We start from the raw sequence: 20670 nt of genomic DNA on the forward strand, positions 1-20670 counted from the left end.
ATGGTGCTAAGTTGGTAGTGGTTTAATCTGTTTGTAAAACCAAATTCTTAAATCGGCCAGAGGAGCCGAACCCGGTCCAAACACCTATTTTATTCGATTTGATTTTAGTTAACCTGTCAACGGATAAAATAGGTTCTGCTATTTCATTTAGATAAACTTTAATTGTATCATCATTTATCTTGATAATTGCCTTGAACCAACCATCGGGATTTGGAGGGTCTGAAATTTCATCCTCAAATTCTCCGGTTCTGTTGTTTCTTAGTTTTCTCCAAGTAAATTCTGGATGACAAATGTATTGAACCATATGGTCTTTTCTAATTTGCTTTTTAGCAACAAAGTTGAATGGCCGGAAATATAAGGCTTCAAAAGTACTGTCATTTTGAATGTTAAAAGCGATTCCAATAAAACTTTTACCTGGATTGTTTTCACCTAAAAGTTCAACTTCAATGATTCCTTTTTCAAATTCTACATCTTCCAATATTCCCAAACCATCACCATCTTTCGCATTCATTTCTATAGCACCTGAAGCGTCTCCATAAAGAGATATTACCCTATTTACGGCTTTTATTTTCTTATTTTGTAGTTGATCTGCCAAGTTGATTTGCTTCTGACCAAACGAATGAATAGAGATTAGACAAAGTATTATAAGAACTATTTTCATTTTTTCATTTTCCATATTACGCGGTGTTTTCAATTACTACCAATGGTAAATATATGCGGTGTTACCAGCTTTAGCTTGGTACGAAAATTATGCACAATGTGCTCTGTAGTTTTTATTCTTCCAATACATTTATAAGTTCATTATAATATCTGGCAGCAATAAAGTCTGCACCCATTTCATTGTAATGTACAAAATCAGCTAAAAAACTATCAGTAAACCCTGTAAACATATCAACGGGTATTACTTGAGAAGTTGGAGTTGCTTGTTGGTCTGCAATGGTTAGAATATCTTGTTGTATTTGATTGAAAGCATTGGTAAATTCAGGTGTCATAAAGTCTGAACGACCTTGCGCTGGTTGTTCAATGATAATGGTTACATTTGGGTTGTTTTCTTGTAAAACGTCAATAATTGCATTAATGTTTGAAATGGTTTGGTTATAATCCAAACTTTGCAAAACGTCATTTCCACCTGGTGAACTGAACAGAACAATATCTGGCGAACCTGTTTCACCAAGCCAATCATTTAGTCCATTCAAAATTTGTCCTGAAGTCCAACCACCTCTTCCCTCATGGTCTATATCAAATTCGCTATTAGCTAAGGTTGGATAAGAAGCATTGTCAGATTGAGTTCCTATAAAATCAAAAGTCCAATCGTTTTCTTTTAAATCTTTCCAAAGTTCATATCGGTAGCTTTCATATGCTGGTCTTGCCCCTTCAACTCTTGATGCTCCCAAAGGCAGTATCTTGTTTATAGAAGTGTTTTGTGGTTTAGGATTGGAATCATCATTCTGGTCACAGGCATTGAACATCAATAATGATATTCCAATCAGCAAAACTTTAATGGTCATTTTCATTGAACTGTAGTTTTTTAATTATAAAGAATGTTTAATTTATGGAATCCAGGGCAGTTGAAAGAAATAGACTTTCGGGTTTTCGCTGAGCCATAACGCTGTATTTTGTTTTTAATTTATTCTTTCTTAAAAGCCAAATCAACTATTTGGCAGTGTGGGTCATTTATACTGAACCATTCTTAACCAACGAAGCACTGTTAATTAAATACGTGCTATGTTCTAGTATGTTTTCATTTAACAGGTCTGATGGAAATAAACGTATTCGGTTCCATTCCAATAAATCTGTCCACCTCCAACATCAGATTTCTCTACTTGCATGGATGGGTTCGTAAGAATTAGAGATCCGTTCTTGTTAAAGTTTCCATTTTCGTCAAGTCCCGGTTCGTTTACCTTTTCGCGATTTACTTTCCAAATATCTATGTAAATCATGTCATCTGATAGTTGGTTTTTAATGAGAGTCCCTGCACCAATTATGAAAACTTCATTAGTTTTTCCATGAATAATTGCAAACCCTACTTTGTCTGTCTTTGTTTGTTTTATTGGAATTGCCAAATCAATAGTACCGTCACCGTTAAAATCAGTTTCCAGATATAGAGGATTTAATCTGTTATCAAACTCATATTCTTCTTGAAATTTAAGTCCATCACCTAATGCAAACCACTCAGGGAGTCTTTCTTTTATATACCATTCTGTTTGTGTGAAATCCTCTTTGTCAGATTTTTCTATATAAATTGTGTCAACCGTTTTTTCTACAATTCTTATGGTGTCCTGTACGATTTTGGTTTTGGTTTTCTCCTTTTTTTCAATGTTTGAATGGCAAGAGACTAAAGTTCCAATGGTTAGTATGATTATTAGTTTGTTCATTTTTATGCGCTATCACTAGTTAATAACATCTCCTCTTAGCTGGCGATATGTTTTTCTGGCTTTTACAAAATAAATACTATTTGGGTGATTAAAGATGATTTTTTCGTAGAACTCTTTTGCTTTTTCCGGTTGATTAAATACTTTTCTATAAAGCTCTGCCAGTGCAAAAGTAGCATCATCGGCTAAAATATCATCCCCGTAAAATTCAATGATTTTAATGTAGTTAAGCTTCGCTTTTTCAGGTTCTTTTAGTGATTCAAACAATCTGGCTTGCATGAGCAAGGCTTCATCTTCTATGCGTTCCCCCTTATGATCTTCTAAAATGCGATTTAATAAGGTAATGGCACTCTTATTTTTATTTTGATAGGCTAATAAATCTGCTTTAGCATAAATTTTTAAGGCCGTCTGGGTAGAGTCTTCCAAAGAATTGTCTGAGATTAGCAAACTTAGTTGCATGGCATCATTCGCAATTAATTGAGTGGTTGAAGATCGCAATACTTTAAGCTGCGTAAATGCCCAGTCAAAATCTCCTTTGTAAAAACTGGTTTTTGCTACCTTAAACCTTGCGGTTTGAGCGATCACATCATTTTTAAGAGATTTTTGTACTTGCGCATAATAGATAAGCGCTTGATTAAATTTTTCGTCATACACTAAAATATCGCCAAGATTGAGTTTAATTTTTGCGAGTTCATAGCGGTTTACGGGCAATTCAAGGCTTTCTTTTAAGAGTGCTTCACCAGCTGCTATTTGGTTGTATTGAAAAGCTAAAAAGCGGGCGTAGGCAATTTGCAAGGGAATAGTTTCGGTAATGATTCCGTAGTCTTGTATAAGTACCTTAAACTCCTCATTAATATCTTTATAATCTTTAATTTTAGCCTGCTCAATGGCCATTTCTAATTTTAGTAAATGCGCATTTAATTGTAAGGATTTATCATTTGATTGCTGGATAACATAATCAAAAATGGTGGTGGCTATTTCAATAATTTCATCTTCTTTGGCAAGTACTCCTAAATCCATTATTCTTTCAAGAGCCAAATTGTCTGACCTTTTTAAAATTGCTTTTTCTTGTATAAAAGCATTTTTATATTGTCTTTGTTGTACATAGAGCCAACTTAACATTTCATTCCATAACAAGTCAGGTTCTGTTTGTAATTTTTTTAATAGCACTCTTTTAAGCTTTACATTATTTTCACTCAACGGACTATCTTCTAAAAACTGACCAATACGATTCATAATGGTTCTTTTGTAACCATTATTACTCCTAATTAATTCCAGATAACTGGAAAACATTTTTTCAACATCGCCTAACTCCCCATAAATTTTTGCAATTTCTAAGTTGATATTAGTGTTGGGATTAACTTTGACCGATTTTTCATAAGTACGCAAAGCGTATTGTAATAAGGATTTTTTCTTGAAGCTAGCACCAATCATAAAGGCATACCCGGGATTCTCATCTACTTGTGCCAATGCTTTATCGTAATAGGCTGTTGCTAACTCCGTATTCCCTTGAAGGCTATAATTGTATCCTAACTCTACTAAGAGATTAGGCGAGTAAAAAGATTTTTTAACAAATGGAAGCAATAAGGCTTCTACCTTTTCATACTTCTCCAATTGTTGGTAACTTATGATTAGGTTCTGAAGAAAATCAGATCTTTCAGGATTTTGCTGATACAATTTTTCATAAAAAGAGAGTGCTTTTTCAAACTCTCCATTTTCAAAATACTGCCGGGCTAATGCGTCATTTTGTGCATTGCCTGCCATATAAAACAGCCCTAAAAAGAAAAAAAGAAGTGATCTCACTATGAAAGATTTCTACCAAATATAAGCCATGAACTTATTATAAACCGTTAATATTTTTAAAAAATAAGCCTGAACAGTTGCTCAGGCTTATAAGACCAAAAAAATAATAGCGTGCTATTAACGAATATACTTATCATTCGATTCTATCATTTCTGTCGGTATCAGTTTGATGATTAAGAATCTTAATTCAAACAATTCCAAAAATATCTATGTTATAACTATCGAAAAAAAATTGTGCGGAAAAGCACTTAAGATATAAACATTGATAAGATTTGGTGACACAAATATATATTAAAAATCTAATATTTAAAAAGTTAGTCTATACGGTCAAACCCTGTGTATGAGTGAAGTACCTCAGGAAGTATAATGCCTTCTGCGGTTTGAAAATTTTCAAGAATTCCGGCTAACACTCTTGGCAATGCCAAAGCACTTCCATTTAGGGTGTGTGCCAACTGGCTTTTTCCATTTTCATCTTTGTATCGCAATTTCAATCGGTTTGCTTGAAAGCTTTCAAAATTTGAAACAGAGCTTATTTCTAACCATCTTTTTTGCGCAGCAGAATACAATTCAAAATCGTACGTAAGTGCTGAGGTAAAGCCAAGGTCTCCACCGCAAAGTCTAAGAATTCTATAAGGTAATTCTAATTCTTTTAAAATGTCTTTAATATGGTTAACCATCCCGTCTAATGCTTCGTAAGATCTTTTTGGATGTTCAATACGTACAATTTCTACCTTATCAAATTGATGAAGACGATTCAAGCCTCTTACATGGGCTCCATAACTTCCAGCTTCTCTTCTAAAGCAGGGAGTATAAGCCGTACAACAAATAGGGAAGCGGTCTTCCGTAAGAAGCACATCTCTAAAAAGGTTCGTAATAGGTACTTCTGCTGTAGGGATTAAATAAAGATCGTCTTCACCAACATAATACATCATTCCCTCTTTATCTGGTAACTGACCAGTGCCATACCCAGAAGCTTCATTGATTAATAAGGGAGGCTGGTATTCTGTATAACCAGCAGCCGTATTTTTATCAAGAAAATAAGCAATAAGTGCTCTTTGCAATCGGGCACCCTTCCCTTTATAAACAGGAAAACCAGCTCCCGTAATTTTATTGCCTAATTCAAAATCAATAATATCATATTTCTGCGCAAGCTCCCAATGCGGCAAAGCCTTATCATGCAATGTTGGAATAGCACCCTCTTTAAAAACCTCCACATTGTCTTCATCTGTAGTACCCTTGGGAACAGAAGGGTGAGGAACATTTGGAATGGTATAGAGAAGCTTTTTGAGTGTTTCTGCTTTTTCGTTTAGCTGCTCATTTAGCAATTTAGATTGCTCCTTAAGGGTAACGGTTTCCTGTTTTAGTTCATTTGCCTTTTGTGCCTGTCCAGATTTAAAAAGCTGTCCTATTTCTTTTGACAACTTATTAGATTGAGAAAGGGTTTGGTCTAATTTTGTTTGAAGGCTTCGTCTAGACTCATCTTGAGCAATCACGTCTTCAATAAGTGCAGAAGCATCCATATTTCTTGCAGTCAATGCAGTAATAATGGTTTCTTTATTTTCTCTAATAAATTGTACTTGTAACATAGTTTTTGGACTGAAGTTAAAGGCAGTGCTATTTTAAATTAAGAGCACAAATTTAGTGTAAATATCAAAACGAAAAGTTCAGATTTAGTCTTTTTCGATAGGGCTAGAAGGTAATATCCAATCATGATGTGAAAAATGAGACCATTTTACAGTAGCTAAATCTACATCAGGATCAATGAGTGTTTTGAGAGGCCCGCCATTTACCCGTATTTTTCCAACTGCATAGATTGCCAGATCTTTTCCATCAGCCAAAGCTTGTTTTTTTAGGCGCTGCACAAATTGCCAAATTACATCTGGTTTAGAAGTAATCATTCCTGCTTGCTTAGGACTCAGAAAATCTCTAGGCGAAATATGGGTGATTTTTCCGGTTTTTTTATCTACTGTTTTAAAAGAGATATAGCCACCTTTGGTTCTTAGCATCATTCGCCAACTCATTCTATGGCCTTCTTCAGTCCATAAAACATCATCTTTAATAAACCAATGCCTTAGCGGGAGTCCTATCTGAATCAAAAAATAGAAGGCTGCAAGTATTAAATAAACATTTTTTTTAGAAGGAATTTTCAAAATAACAGCCTCTGTGTTTAGCGGTTTTTTGTTTTTTAGAAAAATGCGTCGAATGGTCTCTGGAGGATAAAAAAACACAATAAATGCAAGAGATAAAAATGGAAAAATGCCAATTTGAAATACAATTGAATTGAAAACATGAAATACGATGGATGCAATAAACATAAGGTTTCTAGTAGGCTTCCAAAGTAATAAAGGAACCACTAGAAGATCAAAAAAGATCCCGGTGTAAGCAATAAAATAATGGAGGGTTTTATTGCCCAAAAATTCACCTATCACAGGGTAACTAGTTCTTGAAGCCATTAAGGTTTCAATAGCAGTAGTGTCTAACCAGTCTGGGTAAATTTTAGCAACAGCAGCGTAGGTGTAAACGATCCATAATTGAAAAATTATGAGTAAACTGCACCATCTGGGCATGGTGTAAGATTGCAAGGCAGGATTTCTTTTGACATCTGCAGATAGGTACTTATTGGCAGGCAAAAGACACATTATAAGGCAAATGAGAATCAATAAATAATAATGATTGTTATAAGAGGCCTTTTGCATCAAATAGGTGGCAGTCCACATAATACCAAAAACTACCATGCTTAAACGGTAGCGATAGCCTAGCATCACTAGAAGGCCAAAAATGCCCATAATAGCATAGTAAAAGTACATTCCGTTGCCGGGAAGAGGTTGCAGCCATTCAAAACCAATAAAGCTAAAGGTAAATTCTGGCTCTATGAGGGTTTTCTTTATCCAACCTGTAAAAATAGCGCCTACAGATTCAAGAAAAATAAGTGCACCAAATAGAATTCTGAAAACAACGAGCGGTGCATTGTCAATTTCTTCAAATAAGAATTTGAGGCTATTTTCTCTTTTGAATAAACTCCAATGCATTTTTTCGATCGTTCTTTAGTTGCTTTTTCAAAATATCAACAGAGTCAAATCGCTCTTCATTTCTTAAACGGCTTAATAAATGCACCTGCACCTGCTGTCCGTATAAATCTGCATTGAAATCAAAAAAGTTAATTTCAACCGTTTTGGTCGTTCCGTTTACGGTAGGATTAAAACCAATATTCATCATTCCGTAGACCAGCTTATTGTTTAAAGTACTCTTTACAACATAAACACCGTTGGCCGGAATTAACTTGTAGTCTTCTTCTATTTTCAGATTTGCTGTGGGGAAATCTATTTGTCTACCTAAACCTTTGCCATGTTCAATTATTCCGGTGAGCATAAACTCATACCCTAAGTATGCATTGGCAGTGGTTATGTCTCCTTCATTTAAAGCATTTCTTATTTTTGTAGAACTAACGGAGACTTCATTTATTTCCTCTGCTGAGATTTGTTCTACATCAAAGCCAAAAGTATTTCCAAATTCAATTAAATCCTTAATGGTAGCTGTTCTATTTCTGCCAAAACGATGATTATGACCAATGACCATTTTATACACATGAAGCTTATCTACCAATATTTCTTTAACAAATTGTTGTGCAGTATATCTTGAAAATTCTCTGGTAAAGGGTTCAACAATTAATTGGTCAAGTCCCGTTTTTTCTAATATTTGCTGTTTTTCTTTAAGCGTTGTAATAAGTTTAAGGTCTGAATCTTGCTGCAACACCATTCTTGGGTGCGGAAAGAAAGTAAGTAAGGTAGACTTAAGATCATTTGCCGAAGCCCCTGCAACCAATTTCTGAATAATTTTCCGGTGCCCTATGTGCACTCCATCAAAAGTTCCAATAGTTACTATGGTACGAACTGGATTGTTAAAATTTGCTATGTTGTTGAAGGTTATCACTTAAAAAATACAAACCAAAAATAAAAATAACTTAAGTTTGTTGCTAGTACATTGTTAAAGTAAAAAATTACACTCCTTTATGAAGACAAACTTACGGTATGTTTTTACAATCACCATATTTTTTCTTTCCTTTTATTTTATTCACGGGCAAGAGCTTGATTGGGCAAAGATATCTCCAAAGCGTAAAGCATCAAATTCTACGCTACAACAACTAAAAAAAGAAGGTTTTTCTGTATTAACTTTAAATGAGAAAGCTTTTAGAAATCGACTAAAAGGGGCACCGCTAAGAAATAAAAGTACAAGAGCCAGTGAAAAACGAATTAGTTTGCCAGATGATCAAGGAAATTTGATTAGCTTTTCTTTTTATGAGGCTCCGGTTTTATCATCGGGTCTTAGTGACTTGTATCCTGAAATTAAATCTTTTGTAGGTTATGGACTAAATAAACAAGTGCGAGTTAGGTTTAGTGTTTCCAAGGCAGGAATACAGCATATGATGACATTTGCTAATGGGCGCACGGTATTTATGGAAAAGTATACTAAAGAGACTAATCAATATATTACCTATACGAGGGAGGCAAGAGGCACTTTTAAAGGCATAAACTGTACTACCCCATTTCTTAAAGGCAATAAGGTTAATTATACCGCTTTAAGAGATAATAATGACCAAACATTACGTACCTATAAATTGGTAGTGTCTACTACTGGAGAGTATACAGATTTCCATGGAGGTACTTTAGAAGATGCTTTTGCTGCCATTAATGCGACCGTAACCAGAGTAAATGAAATCTATGAAAGAGATTTTGGAATATCCTTGGAAGTAATAGATGAAACCAGAGATGTGATCTTTATTGATCCGGCAACGGATCCTTACGAAACTTCAGGTTTAAATACAGCGCTACAAACGGTACTAACAGATCAAGTAGGAGACGAAAATTATGATATAGGTCATTTATTTCATCTGGCACCTGTAAATGGCAATGCAGGGTGTATTGGTTGTGTATGTGAAGATGGAAGAAAGGGAAGTGCATTTTCATCTACTCCAGAGCCTGTGGGTGATATTTTTGATATTGATTATGTATCTCATGAAATGGGACATCAATTTGGAGCCAATCACACCTGGTCTTTTGAATCAGAAGGTCTTGGTGTAAATGCAGAACCCGGCAGTGGAACAACCATCATGGGCTACGCGGGAATTACAGGCATTAATAATGTACAATTAACCAGTGATCCTTACTTTCATTATTATAGTATAGATCAGATCACAGATTTTATAGCCACTACTTCTTGTGATGTAGAAACTCCCATTACCAATAACCCTCCAATTGCGAATGCAAGTGGTAATTATGTAATCCCTAAAGGAACGGCTTTTATATTGGAAGGATCTGCAACAGATGTAGACCTTTCAGATCCAACTTCTGAAGATGTGCTTACGTATACTTGGGAGCAGATAGATGATGGTATTGTAACTACTACTAATTTTGGCCCTTCCAATAGGGTTGGAGCTAATTTTCGTTCTTTACCTCCAACTACAAATCCAAACAGATATTTTCCCAGGCTGAGTAGAATAGTAACCGGCAATCTTACCCAAGTGAACCCTTCTCTTAATGACGCATGGGAAACCGTTTCCGAGGTAGGAAGAACCTTTAATTTTGCGCTAACGGTAAGAGATAACGTGTCTGGTGGAGGTCAGACCTCGTCAAGCCTTGTGGAGGTTTTGGTAGATAATGATGCGGGCCCCTTTAGCGTTACTTCACAAACTAATGCTACAAACTGGAAGTCGGGTACTGTAGAAACCATTACATGGGATGTAGCAGATACTAACAAGGCTCCTGTGAATGCTATTGAGGTAGATATTCTTCTTTCCTTAGATGGCGGCAGTACGTTTCCAATAACCTTAGCTCAGAATATAAGTAATAGCGGATCACATAGATTAATAGTGCCAGGAGGCATAGATACTACTAATGGCAGGATAATGATTCGTGCTGCCAATAATATTTTTTTGGCAGTTAATAGCGGGAATATTACCATAGAAGGTTCAGAATTTGTATTGAGTTTACCTTTTGTAGAAGCTATTGTTTGCCAGCCAGAAGATCTAAGAATAAATTTTGAGTATAATACCTTTTCTGGTTTCAATGAAGAGACTAGTTTTACTGCTTCGGGTGTTCCCGCAGGTATTAATGTAAGTTTCACTCCTTCAAATGCTACTCTCAATGGAACAGAAGTAGAAATATTGATTACTGGATCTTCCAATGTAACCCCAGGTTCTTATCCTTTGACAATTTCCGGAATCTCCAATTCAGTTACTCAAAACATTACGTTTAATCTTGAAGTTTCTGCAGATGTGCTAAACGAAGTTGTACTGCAAAGCCCTTCAGACGAGGCTAACGACGTTTTTTTTACAGACCCATTTACCTGGCAGCAAGACCCTCTTGCCTCATTTTACGATATTGAGATTGCTACAGATGTAGCCTTTACAAATATTATTGAGACAGCTACCGTAATAACTACTTCTTATATACCCACTCAATTAACTTCTTTAACCACCTATTACTGGAGAGTGAAAAGTAGAAATGATTGCGGTGAAAGTATTTTTGGAACACCATTTAGTTTTACGACACTTGAAATTAATTGTAAAACATTCCCGTCTGGAGATACTCCAATAGTAATTCCAGATATCGGTACCCCAACAATAGTTACTACTATCTTTATTCCAGACAATCTTAAGCTTACCGATGTAGATGTAACTTTAGATATTACGCATAGTTTTATTTCAGATCTTAGAATCAAACTAGTATCCCCTTTAGGTACAGAAGTAGTTTTGTTTTCACTTGATTGTAATGACAGTGATAATATTCAAGCAACTTTTGACGATGATGGGGCTAACCCTGTTTGCGGAGTGAACCCAGCTCTAAATGGCACTATAAAAGGAGTACAATTGCTAAGTGCTTTTAATGGAGAATTAGCCAGAGGGAATTGGTCACTGGTGGTAGAAGATACTTTTGATATTGATGGAGGCGCTATTAATAGTTTTGAATTAACGGTTTGCGCAGGAGGTGTTTTTCTACCAGATCAAGATGGAGATGGTATCTTAGACGAAGATGATAACTGCCCAAATATCGCAAATACCAATCAATTAGATACAGATGATGATGGAGACGGAGATGTTTGTGATGCCGATGATGATAATGATGGAATACTTGATGTAAATGATAATTGTACGATAAATGCAAACCCTGATCAGGCAGATAATGATGAAGATGAATTAGGTGATTTATGTGATAATGATGATGATAATGATGGTATTTTGGACGATCAGGATAACTGTCCTTTTACCGCAAATAGTGATCAATTAGATAATGATTTGGATGGAGAAGGAGATATTTGTGATGAAGATGATGATAACGATGGTATTCTGGATACAGCAGATAATTGTCCTTTTGATTTTAATCCAGACCAAAGAGATATAGATAACGATGGAGAAGGAGATGTTTGTGATGAAGATATTCTGGTCTCGGAAGCAGTGACTCCTAATGGAGATGGGATTAACGACACATGGAATATACTTAATATAGAATTATATCCAGATGCAGAGGTAAGGGTTTATAATAGGTCTGGAAATGAAGTTTTTATAGCTGTTGGTTATGCCAATGACTGGAATGCTACCTATAAGGATAGAAGTGAGCGATTACCAGCCGGACCTTACTATTATCAGATAGATTTAGCCCGTGATGGAACAATAGATTTTAATGGATGGATTTATATTACGTATTAATGTTGTTTTTTAATTTGACTCAAAGAATGAATTATAGTATCAAAAGATTTCTCACGGTTGTTTTAGTTTTTATAAGCTTAACTATTCAGGCGCAACAGCATCCAGACTATGTGTTTTACAGATATAACCTAAATGCATTTAATCCTGCGGCAGCCGGATATGAGGGAATTACCAGTTTTACATTGAATATAAGAAGCCAGTGGCAAGGTATTGATGAAGCACCTAGAACCCAAACTTTTTTAGTGAGCAGTGCATTGTCTGATAGGGTAGGTTTGGGAATTTCTATAATTAACGACCAGACTTTTATTGAGAAGCAAACTGCTTTCTACGTTGACTTCTCTTATAAATTGCAAATTGCAGATGAAACCAATCTTTTTCTTGGAATAAAGGCAGGAGGAAATGTATTAGATGTGAATGCAGGAGGGCTGCAAACATTTAACTATACCGCAGACCCTTTATTGATAGATCAAAGTAATTTTAATCCAAATATTGGAGTAGGGGTTCTTTTAAAAAACGAAGATTATTTTGTGTCACTTTCTTCACCTGGCATTCTTAATACAAAACGGTTTGATGAAATAGATGGAGAGGTAATTGAAGCGACTGATGAATTACATGTTTATTTGGCGGGTGGGTATACAATAGCGATTGCCCAAGACTGGTTGTTTAAACCTTCTGTTTTAACCCGAATGGTAAGTGGAGCACCTCTTTCTGCAACCATTACCGCCGCGGTAGAATTCAGAGAGAAATTTGAATTTGGTGTTGCCTACCGTACAGATAGCGGTGTAAGTGGCCTAGCGCTAATTCGGGCGACAGATTGGTTACAAGCGGGATATGCCTATGATAGTTCTTTACGGTCTCAACTTAACGATTTAGGAAGTGGAACTCATGAATTGATGTTGCGCTTCTTTCTTCCGGTTAAAAGCGAAAATAAGGAGTACTAGTTATGTGTTATTGAATTGATTCATAGTTCTTGCTATACCAGCAAGTGCAAAAGATTTAATAAGTTCAACAGAACGATTTAGGCGTTCAGGTAATTTTGCAGATTCTTCCTCATTCCATTCCCCTAGTACATAATCTACTTGTCTTCCTTTAGAAAATTCAGATCCCACTCCAAAACGATATCTATTATATTGAGATGTGTTTAGTTGACCTTCAATGTCTTTTAATCCATTATGTCCCCCATGACTTCCTTTTGTTTTCAGGCGTATTACCCCAAATGGGAGATTAATGTCGTCTGTAATAATCAATACATTTTCTATCGGAATTTTTTCCTTTTCCATCCAGTACTTTACCGCCTTACCGCTAAGATTCATGTAAGTAGCAGGTTTTAAAAAGATAAAAGTTCTTCCTTTAAGTTTATAGGTAGTTACAGCGCCAAGTTTAAGGTTTTCAAAAGAAAGCGCTTCTTCTTTGGCAAATTTATCCAGTATTTTAAACCCTATGTTATGACGGGTATTTTGATATTCCGGACCTATATTTCCTAGTCCTACAATTAAAAACTTTTTCATAGGGTCAGTTTCATCGCTAAGTGATTCGTCTGATTCACTGTAAAGATTTTTGAGATACGAAATAAATCTTTTAAGCATGCTGTAAAAATAAAAACATCCCGGCATAGCGGGATGTTTTTTATAGAAAATAAATTAATTATTTGTCTCCTTCTTTTTCTGCTTTGGCAGCATCTTGAGCTGCTTTCATAGCCGCACGAGAAATTCTTACCTGGCATACCACCGTGTTGTCTGGGTGTAATAATTTGTAATTATCATTAGTTACTTGAGTAACATACAACTTATTTCCAATTTCCAATCCTGAAATATCAGCAACGATATAATCAGGTAGGTTTGCTGGTAATGCTTTTACCTTAAGTTTACGTTTGTTAAGACGTAGTGCACCCCCTGCAATAACACCAGGTGATTTTCCGGTTACTTTAACTGGAACATCTAGTGACACTTCTTTATCATCAAATAAGCGGTAAAAATCTACATGAAGAATTTTATCACTCACTGGGTGAAATTGAATGTCTTGTAAAATTGCATTAATGGTTTTACCACCTTCTAGATCAATTACTACCGTATGTGCATCGGGAGTGTAGACTAATTTTGAAAATGCTAATTCATGCGCTGAAAAATGCAATGGTTCGTCTCCTCCGTATACTACGCAAGGAACCTGTTCAGCATTACGTAAGGCTTTTGTCGCTGCTTTGCCCACGCTTTCTCTTTGAGATCCTGTAATTGTAATTGACTTCATTATTTATATTTAAATATTAATTATTTACATTAAAAATTTAGAACTTATAGAGGTGTTTTCATGCACTCTTGTCATCACTTCTGCAAAAAGCGGTGCACAACTTAATACCTTTATTTTTTTACTTTCCTTTTTCAATGGAATAGAATCGGTAATAATAAGTTCTTCTAATTTTGAGTTTTCAATATGCTCATACGCTTTTCCTGAAAGAATGCCATGGGTGGTAACCGCTCTTACACTCAAAGCACCTCTTTCTATCATTAGGTCTGCTGCCTTGGTTAAGGTTCCTGCGGTATCTACCATATCATCTACCAATACTACATGTCTACCCGTCACATCACCTATAAGCTCCATATGATCAATTACATTGGCTTTTTTACGTTGCTTGTAACAAATTACTACTTCACTTTCTAAATACTTAGAATACGCATAGGCTCTTTTTGAACCCCCCATATCTGGTGAGGCTACCGTTAAGTTTTCTAGGTTCAAACTGCGTAGGTAGGGAAGAAAAATTGTAGATGCAAACAAGTGATCTACGGGTTTTTCAAAGAATCCCTGAATCTGATCTGCGTGGAGATCCATAGTAATAATGCGTGTGGCGCCTGCGGCTTCTAACAACTTTGCTACCAATTTTGCACCTATGGGAACTCTTGGTTTGTCTTTTCTATCTTGTCTCGCCCATCCAAAATAAGGCATTACAGCGGTGATATGTCTTGCTGAAGCTCTTTTGGCGGCATCCAACATCAATAACATTTCCATTAAGTGTTCTGGACCTGGATGCGTAGAGCCTATTAAAAATACTCTTGCGCCTCGCACAGATTCCTCAAAGGAAGGTTGAAATTCTCCATCACTGTACCTTGAAAAAGATACTTTTCCTAATTGTGCACCATAGACATCGGCTATTTTTTGAGCCAAATCCATACTTTGGGTACATCCAAAAATTTTAGGTTCAGGTGCTACGTAAGGCATTATTTAACAGTTACTTATTAATGACGTTTCTTAAAACGAGGTGCAAATTTAGAAATTTATTTGGAGACCGAAAGGAAATGTCTGCTATTTTTAACCAAGATTAAAATATATTTTTTAGATTTGCCCTCCATTTGAGTTGGGAGGAAGCTTGTAATAAGTGTAAATTAAGTTATAAGTGACTGAAAAAATGCTCGAGTGGCGGCCCCGAAGTATCGGGAGGTAGACGGAGCTTAAACAAAAATGCTCGAGTGGCGGAACTGGTAGACGCGCTGGATTCAAAATCCAGTTCTTTCGGGAGTGTGGGTTCGATTCCCACCTCGAGTACGCAGTACGAGAAGGCCTTTGCGAAAGCAAGGGCTTTTTTATGTAGAGAAACGAAATAAAATAGTGGGATCTGTTTTTTACTACCGATACTTCGGTACCCACCTCGAGTACGCAGTACGAGAAGGCCTTTGCGAAAGCAAGGGCTTTTTTATGTAGAGAAACGAAATAAAATAGTGGGATCTGTTTTTTACTACCGATACTTCGGTACCCACCTCGAGTACGCAGTACGAGAAGGCCTTTGCGAAAGCAAGGGCTTTTTTATGTAGAGAAACGAAATAAAATAGTGGGATCTGTTGTTTACTACCGATACTTCGGTACCCACCTCGAGTACAAAAGCTAAAGTTTACGCTTCGGCTTTTTATTTGAGCTACCATAGCAAGCTACTTATTTTTGAGTACGTGATAATCCCAAGGGTTAAAATGGAGCTTGTTCATATATTCCTGCTTGTGTACTATTAACATCTTTTTAGTGCCTTGTTCCATAATGGGTAAGTATCCGTATTCATAACAAAAATAATAAGTGCCTTTGGTAAACGGATAGACATGCGTAAATAGATCAAATCTATAGTCTAGTTTTTCTAATACCTGTTTTTCAACCGTACTTTTCCCACTGGGGCAGAAATGGGCAAGTAAGCTTCGGTTTCGCCTTAAGTCACTATTGATTTTTTGGATGGTGAGTTCATGGAAAGGTCTGTGTGTGTTATGATACATACTTCTGCATTGGGCATCACAAAATTTTTTGTCAGATCGGCCCTTTAATTCTTTAGCACAGGTTGTACAAAACTGTATTTTCACTTAACTGTGTATTTAGGCGTTTATATACGTATATAAACGTTTATTAATACGAATGTATCAATTATTTTTTAGATTTTTCCTACATGAAACTTTCGTCAGAACACTTATACGAATTCAGTAGCTCCCCAAAAGTAGGTATCGACTATACCCGGGCACTTGCTTTGATGCGTGAAGAATTACTACTTAAAAATTACAGCAGCCATACTTTAAAAACGTATTTACATATGTTCAGGAGGTTTCTGGAGTATATCAAACCGTTACCGCTGCATAAGGTTACCAAGACACATATTATTAATTATCACGTGTGGTTGGTGACAGAATGCAAGGTGTCTGCCTCTTATCAAAATCAAAGTATCAATGCGATCAAGTTTTATATAGAAAAAGTGCTTAAGTACCCCGTAAGTATTTATGAATTACCCAGACCTAAAAAGCAAAAAACCTTGCCTAAAGTACTGTCTGTAGAAGAGGTAAGCCAACTATTAGAAGTAACCCATAATATAAAGCATAAGGCTATACTGTCTCTTATCTATGGCGCTGGATTACGTATCTCAGAATGTATACAAATGAAACTCATAGATATAGATTCTGCCCACATGCGCATTTGGGTTAGAAATGGGAAAGGTAAGAAAGACCGGATAAGCCTTCTTTCGCTAGACCTACTACAATTACTAAGGGACTATTATCGTGTGTACCGCCCTAAGCAGTGGTTGTTTGAAGGACCTAACGCACAGCCATACAGCGTTTCTAGTATACGGCAGGTATTTAACCGTTCTAAACGCAAAGCCTTAGGCAATTCTTCGGCAACCGTACATACCCTTAGGCATAGTTTTGCGACGCATCTTTTAGAAAATGGTGTTAATTTGCGGTACATACAGCAGCTTTTAGGGCATAGTTCCAGTAAAACCACTGAAATTTATACACATGTGAGTACTACACATTTAACAAATATTAGAAGTCCTTTTGATTTAGTATTCAAAAAGGTATATTTGAAAGAAAAATAAACGCAATAAAGTGCGTATATTAACTAGTTAAGTTTAATTTCAAGCAGCCCATCGGACAAAACTTCACGGATGGATGCGTTAAAAAAGTAAGGATTGGCAAGTATTTTTAAGGCTTAGATTTTTTAAAAAGCGGGAAGTCAAAGTCTTTTCGATTGCATCGTGCAAATTCGTATTTGCAAACGTAGCTAACGTACTAAAGACTTTGGTTAAGATATCGAAAAAAAATGGTAAAGTCAAGAAATGCTTTTTTCTTCCCGAACCGCTTTGAGCTAAAAATAGGCCCGCGAGCAGGGTTTGATTTTAACGCTTTGCTTCATTGCCAGCTACGTTCCTTATCAGGGATAAAGCCCATAGCCGCCACTGATCCCTCCATCAAGTGTTGGCTTTTCATGATTTGCGCGGCCTGTTGAAACTCCGTTAGTTTACCCCACTGTAAGAAAGGGGAAAATTCCTTACATTTGGGTAGAACAACTAAACTTAACACTATGTAAAAAAGCATTAAAACGCTTTTTACACTTTACGTTACCTACAATTTAAAAAATGAACAGTCTTTTCAAAAGAAAATTAGAGAATATTCATAGTAATATGCTCGAATGTCACAGAGATAGTGAAAAGTATTCATCTTCTATAATTGGAGATGAAAGAGAAATATTTCAAACAAACCTCTTATCAAAAATACTTCCATCAAATTTCAGATTTGGTAGTGGTACAATAACAGATGCTAAAGGAATAGAGACTGGTCAAATCGATACTGTTATTGAATTACCTTTTTCTTTAAGTTTCCCTATTTCAACAGGGAACAATAGATTGTATTTAGCAGATTCTGTAGGAGCAGCATTTGAAATAAAGTCAAATCTATATAATCAATGGGATGAAGCTATTAAAAAGGTTAAGGAAATTCAAAACCTTAATCGTTATAAATTAGAAGATAATGAAGTGGCTCTTCTTGATGATTTGAAAATTCCAACATTTATAATTTCTTATAAAGGTTTTAAAAACATAGATACTATTTTCAAGAAATTGGAAGAAATAGAATCTAGATATTGGCCAAATGGAATTCTAATAATTGAAAGTGGAATATTTTTGGGTTTAAAAAACAATACACATTATGAATGCGTTGGAAATAGCTCAAGTATATTGGGTTTTGTTTCTCATTTATATACTTTTTTACATCAATATTCTAAAAACACAGTCGATTTAAATCAATATTCTGGATTATTAAAATGATTGCTTTTACAAAAAATATTGAAAGTGTCATTATCGAAAATTTCTCGAATGCAAAAAAATCAATTACAATAATAGTAGCTTGGTTTACGAATTCTAAAATTATTGAATCACTTATCAGTATTAAAAATAAATCTAATATTGAAATAGAAATTTTAGTAGATGATAATCATATAAACCAAAAATATTTTTTCGAAAAACATCTAGAAAACTTATTAAATGCTGGGATTTTAATAAAAAGACAAAATATTAAGAAATTCAATCATAATAAGTTTTCAATAATTGACAAGAAGAAAATTATTACTGGTTCATACAATTATTCAGTTAAAGCTAATAAAAATCTAGAGAACATCGTTGTTTTTGAAGATAAGAATATAGCGTCTTATTATCTCAGAATTTTTAAGTTTTTGACCCAAGAAAAATATATTGATGAAAATGTAGAGTTATTATTTGAGGATACTGAATTTGCAAATAAATTAATATCAACATATTATCCTTTTAACCGCATATTATTTAAACAATTAAAAGATAAACTTAAAATAGGAGAATGCTATACTTACCCGAATGGATTATACGATGAAATCTATTACGAACCAGGACTTATCTTTAATCAAAAATATACGTTGCATAAAGAATTAGTAAAAACAATTGAAAAGAAGAATAAAGGAGAGTTTTCATTTGAAGATATCGATTCCTCTTTAAATCAAGAATTTAATTTACCAATAGATAAAGAGTTAATTAAAAGCCATATCATAACATCCATTAGTGACTTTAATCATTCAACTCTTCAAGAAACAGCATACTATGACAAATCAGAAATTGATTACGAACAATTTGGAAAAGATTACGAGGAATTAGAATTTTCTGTAAATAAATATTACACTAGAAAATTTGAAAAAACATTTAATAAGAAAAAATTAAAAACTATTTCAAACAAAGAGATAGATATTATTATAGAAGACTATATATGGATTAATAATTTTGAACCATTCCTAAACGACAAGATTGTTTTGGAAATTTATAAAAAACTGTAGGTAACACCGTATATAATTTATTGCTAGTTCTAGCTTGCTTACGAAAATTCTTTCGAATTTTCTATTCCGTTTTTATTTGCTAAATTAGTTGCTTACACACGCAACAAACCATATACAATCACGTTGTGCGCAAGCTGAAAAACATCCTCATAAAAAAATAAAATATCAAGGTTAAAAAATTTGCGCAGTTAACTGCGTTTTGTATTTTTGTGTAAACATTTGAAATGATGGACAATGATTTAATAAGACAACTAGGCTATGCTAATCTTGATACAAGGCTAAAACGCATCAGCGATAAGATGTCGCATAGCTTGCGTGCTATGTACCGTGAATTTCAAATGGATACAGAGCCCAATTGGTATTTGGTATTGTGGATTGTAAATGAACAACCCAATATCTCTGTTATGGAAATCGCAGCGAGGTTGAAATTCACCCATCAGTCTGTTATTGTGATGACCCATAAAATGATAAAAAAAGACTATCTCGAGAGTGAAAAAGACTCCATCGATAAGCGTAAAACCATTTTTAGATTGACCAAAAAAGCAGAGGAAAAGCTGCCTTTATTTACGCAGATATGGGAAATAGGGAAAAAGGTGACATTGGAACTGCTTAATGAAAACACAGAGATCATGCATCATTTGGAAGAACTCGAAGCAAATCTCGATCGTGCCTCTTTTGGTCAGCGAATTTCTAATGAATTAAAGAAAATTAACCTATGAAAAAACATCATTACACAACCTTACTTGAATGGACGGGTAACGAAGGCAGTGGAACGAAGAGCTACCGTTCGTATAATAGAGATCATAGGATAGATGCAGAAGGAAAACAACACACAATCATGGGGTCTTCTGATCCGTCATTTTTAGGACATCCCTCTCGATACAATCCTGAAGAGCTTTTCCTTTCTTCCTTATCTTCTTGCCATATGCTTTGGTATTTACATTTATGTTCAGTGCATCAAATTATCGTTACTGAGTATCTGGATCATGCCAAGGGAATTATGGAGGAAAATGAAACCGGGAGTGGGCGGTTTACAGAAGTCATTCTTCATCCGCAAATAAAAGTGATGGATGCGGATATGATAGACAAAGCCAATGAACTGCACGAGGAAGCAAATAAGATGTGCTTTATCGCCAACTCTTGCAATTTTAAGATAGAACACAACCCAACTACGATGGTTGGTTAAAATCTTCTAATCCTCAATAC

18 protein-coding genes and 1 tRNA gene are annotated in these 20670 nt (G+C 35.2%); 8 read left to right on the plus strand and 11 right to left on the minus strand.

Features of this window, described 5'->3' with window-relative positions:
- Positions 1–22: 22 nt before the first annotated feature.
- The 7 genes from WBG07_RS12055 to WBG07_RS12085 all read right to left on the minus strand — a co-directional run bounded on the left by WBG07_RS12055 (position 23) and on the right by WBG07_RS12085 (position 8105).
- Positions 23–676: a hypothetical protein gene (locus tag WBG07_RS12055; RefSeq protein WP_340201626.1), complete on the minus strand. Its 654-nt coding sequence runs from the start codon at positions 674–676 to the stop codon at positions 23–25.
- 97 nt (positions 677–773) lie between these two features.
- Positions 774–1514 carry an SGNH/GDSL hydrolase family protein gene (locus tag WBG07_RS12060; RefSeq protein WP_340201628.1) on the minus strand — a complete coding sequence of 247 codons (741 nt, stop codon included), beginning with the start codon at positions 1512–1514 and terminating at the stop codon, positions 774–776.
- Positions 1515–1745: 231 nt separating this feature from the next.
- Positions 1746–2375, minus strand: coding sequence for a hypothetical protein (locus tag WBG07_RS12065; protein WP_340201629.1), 630 nt, complete (start codon positions 2373–2375; stop codon positions 1746–1748).
- A gap of 15 nt (positions 2376–2390) precedes the next feature.
- Positions 2391–4175, minus strand: coding sequence for a tetratricopeptide repeat protein (locus tag WBG07_RS12070; RefSeq protein WP_340201630.1), 1785 nt, complete (start codon positions 4173–4175; stop codon positions 2391–2393).
- Between the two features lie 314 nt (positions 4176–4489).
- Positions 4490–5761, minus strand: coding sequence for a serine--tRNA ligase (gene serS, locus WBG07_RS12075; RefSeq protein ID WP_340201631.1), 1272 nt, complete (start codon positions 5759–5761; stop codon positions 4490–4492).
- A gap of 84 nt (positions 5762–5845) precedes the next feature.
- Positions 5846–7204 (minus strand): HTTM domain-containing protein, encoded by a 1359-nt coding sequence (locus tag WBG07_RS12080; protein WP_340201632.1) that lies wholly within the window; start codon positions 7202–7204, stop codon positions 5846–5848.
- A complete protein-coding gene (locus WBG07_RS12085; protein WP_340201634.1) occupies positions 7173–8105 on the minus strand; it encodes a bifunctional riboflavin kinase/FAD synthetase in 933 nt (310 codons plus the stop codon). Before WBG07_RS12085 ends, WBG07_RS12080 begins: the two co-directional genes overlap by 32 nt.
- Before the next feature lie 79 nt (positions 8106–8184).
- Between WBG07_RS12085 and WBG07_RS12090 the strand changes: the two genes are divergently transcribed.
- Both WBG07_RS12090 and WBG07_RS12095 read left to right on the plus strand, forming a co-directional pair.
- Entirely contained in the window at positions 8185–11877 is a 3693-nt protein-coding gene (locus WBG07_RS12090) for a reprolysin-like metallopeptidase (RefSeq protein WP_340201636.1), read from the plus strand.
- A gap of 26 nt (positions 11878–11903) precedes the next feature.
- The gene (locus WBG07_RS12095; RefSeq protein WP_340201638.1) at positions 11904–12818 is read left to right on the plus strand and encodes a PorP/SprF family type IX secretion system membrane protein; all 915 of its coding nucleotides are present in this window, start codon (positions 11904–11906) and stop codon (positions 12816–12818) included.
- Here WBG07_RS12095 and pth read toward each other — a convergent pair whose 3' ends face one another.
- The 3 genes from pth to WBG07_RS12110 are packed head-to-tail and all read right to left on the minus strand — an operon-like array spanning position 12819 to position 15087.
- A complete protein-coding gene (pth, locus tag WBG07_RS12100) occupies positions 12819–13490 on the minus strand; it encodes an aminoacyl-tRNA hydrolase (protein ID WP_413788824.1) in 672 nt (223 codons plus the stop codon). It lies immediately after the preceding gene.
- Positions 13491–13521: 31 nt separating this feature from the next.
- Positions 13522–14121, minus strand: a complete 600-nt coding sequence (locus WBG07_RS12105; RefSeq protein WP_340201639.1) for a 50S ribosomal protein L25/general stress protein Ctc — start codon at positions 14119–14121, stop codon at positions 13522–13524.
- A 24-nt stretch (positions 14122–14145) separates the two neighbouring features.
- Entirely contained in the window at positions 14146–15087 is a 942-nt protein-coding gene (locus tag WBG07_RS12110; protein WP_340201641.1) for a ribose-phosphate pyrophosphokinase, read from the minus strand.
- Between the two features lie 242 nt (positions 15088–15329).
- Here WBG07_RS12110 and WBG07_RS12115 point away from each other — a divergent pair.
- Positions 15330–15411, plus strand: a tRNA-Leu gene (locus WBG07_RS12115).
- Between the two features lie 380 nt (positions 15412–15791).
- Here the strand turns inward: WBG07_RS12115 and WBG07_RS12120 are convergent.
- Entirely contained in the window at positions 15792–16121 is a 330-nt protein-coding gene (locus tag WBG07_RS12120) for a hypothetical protein (protein WP_340201643.1), read from the minus strand.
- Positions 16122–16288: 167 nt separating this feature from the next.
- Here WBG07_RS12120 and WBG07_RS12125 point away from each other — a divergent pair, with 167 nt between their 5' ends.
- The 5 genes from WBG07_RS12125 to WBG07_RS12145 all read left to right on the plus strand — a co-directional run bounded on the left by WBG07_RS12125 (position 16289) and on the right by WBG07_RS12145 (position 20650).
- Positions 16289–17206: a tyrosine-type recombinase/integrase gene (locus tag WBG07_RS12125; RefSeq protein WP_340201646.1), complete on the plus strand. Its 918-nt coding sequence runs from the start codon at positions 16289–16291 to the stop codon at positions 17204–17206.
- A 540-nt stretch (positions 17207–17746) separates the two neighbouring features.
- Entirely contained in the window at positions 17747–18433 is a 687-nt protein-coding gene (locus WBG07_RS12130; protein ID WP_340201647.1) for a DUF6602 domain-containing protein, read from the plus strand.
- A complete protein-coding gene (locus tag WBG07_RS12135; RefSeq protein ID WP_340201648.1) occupies positions 18430–19464 on the plus strand; it encodes a phospholipase D-like domain-containing protein in 1035 nt (344 codons plus the stop codon). The genes WBG07_RS12130 and WBG07_RS12135 overlap by 4 nt, the downstream gene beginning before the upstream one ends.
- A gap of 224 nt (positions 19465–19688) precedes the next feature.
- A complete protein-coding gene (locus WBG07_RS12140) occupies positions 19689–20183 on the plus strand; it encodes a MarR family winged helix-turn-helix transcriptional regulator (RefSeq protein WP_340201649.1) in 495 nt (164 codons plus the stop codon).
- Complete coding sequence (locus tag WBG07_RS12145) at positions 20180–20650, plus strand: OsmC family protein (protein WP_340201651.1); 471 nt, start codon at positions 20180–20182, stop codon at positions 20648–20650. Before WBG07_RS12140 ends, WBG07_RS12145 begins: the two co-directional genes overlap by 4 nt.
- The last annotated feature ends 20 nt before the right edge of the window (positions 20651–20670 follow it).

It is taken from the genome of Ascidiimonas meishanensis (assembly GCF_037782385.1).
Classification (GTDB): Bacteria; Bacteroidota; Bacteroidia; order Flavobacteriales; family Flavobacteriaceae; genus Ascidiimonas; species Ascidiimonas meishanensis.

Coding starts and splice junctions, on each gene's coding strand:
- WBG07_RS12140 (WP_340201649.1), top strand. CDS start 19,689: ATGATGGACAATGATTTAATAAGACAACTAGGCTATGCTAATCTTGAT.
- WBG07_RS12055 (WP_340201626.1), bottom strand. CDS start 676: ATGGAAAATGAAAAAATGAAAATAGTTCTTATAATACTTTGTCTAATC.
- WBG07_RS12080 (WP_340201632.1), bottom strand. CDS start 7,204: ATGCATTGGAGTTTATTCAAAAGAGAAAATAGCCTCAAATTCTTATTT.
- WBG07_RS12095 (WP_340201638.1), top strand. CDS start 11,904: ATGAATTATAGTATCAAAAGATTTCTCACGGTTGTTTTAGTTTTTATA.
- WBG07_RS12110 (WP_340201641.1), bottom strand. CDS start 15,087: ATGCCTTACGTAGCACCTGAACCTAAAATTTTTGGATGTACCCAAAGT.
- serS (WP_340201631.1), bottom strand. CDS start 5,761: ATGTTACAAGTACAATTTATTAGAGAAAATAAAGAAACCATTATTACT.
- WBG07_RS12120 (WP_340201643.1), bottom strand. CDS start 16,121: ATGTATCATAACACACACAGACCTTTCCATGAACTCACCATCCAAAAA.
- WBG07_RS12060 (WP_340201628.1), bottom strand. CDS start 1,514: ATGAAAATGACCATTAAAGTTTTGCTGATTGGAATATCATTATTGATG.
- WBG07_RS12130 (WP_340201647.1), top strand. CDS start 17,747: ATGAACAGTCTTTTCAAAAGAAAATTAGAGAATATTCATAGTAATATG.
- WBG07_RS12065 (WP_340201629.1), bottom strand. CDS start 2,375: ATGAACAAACTAATAATCATACTAACCATTGGAACTTTAGTCTCTTGC.
- pth (WP_413788824.1), bottom strand. CDS start 13,490: ATGCCGGGATGTTTTTATTTTTACAGCATGCTTAAAAGATTTATTTCG.
- WBG07_RS12105 (WP_340201639.1), bottom strand. CDS start 14,121: ATGAAGTCAATTACAATTACAGGATCTCAAAGAGAAAGCGTGGGCAAA.
- WBG07_RS12135 (WP_340201648.1), top strand. CDS start 18,430: ATGATTGCTTTTACAAAAAATATTGAAAGTGTCATTATCGAAAATTTC.
- WBG07_RS12145 (WP_340201651.1), top strand. CDS start 20,180: ATGAAAAAACATCATTACACAACCTTACTTGAATGGACGGGTAACGAA.
- WBG07_RS12125 (WP_340201646.1), top strand. CDS start 16,289: ATGAAACTTTCGTCAGAACACTTATACGAATTCAGTAGCTCCCCAAAA.
- WBG07_RS12090 (WP_340201636.1), top strand. CDS start 8,185: ATGAAGACAAACTTACGGTATGTTTTTACAATCACCATATTTTTTCTT.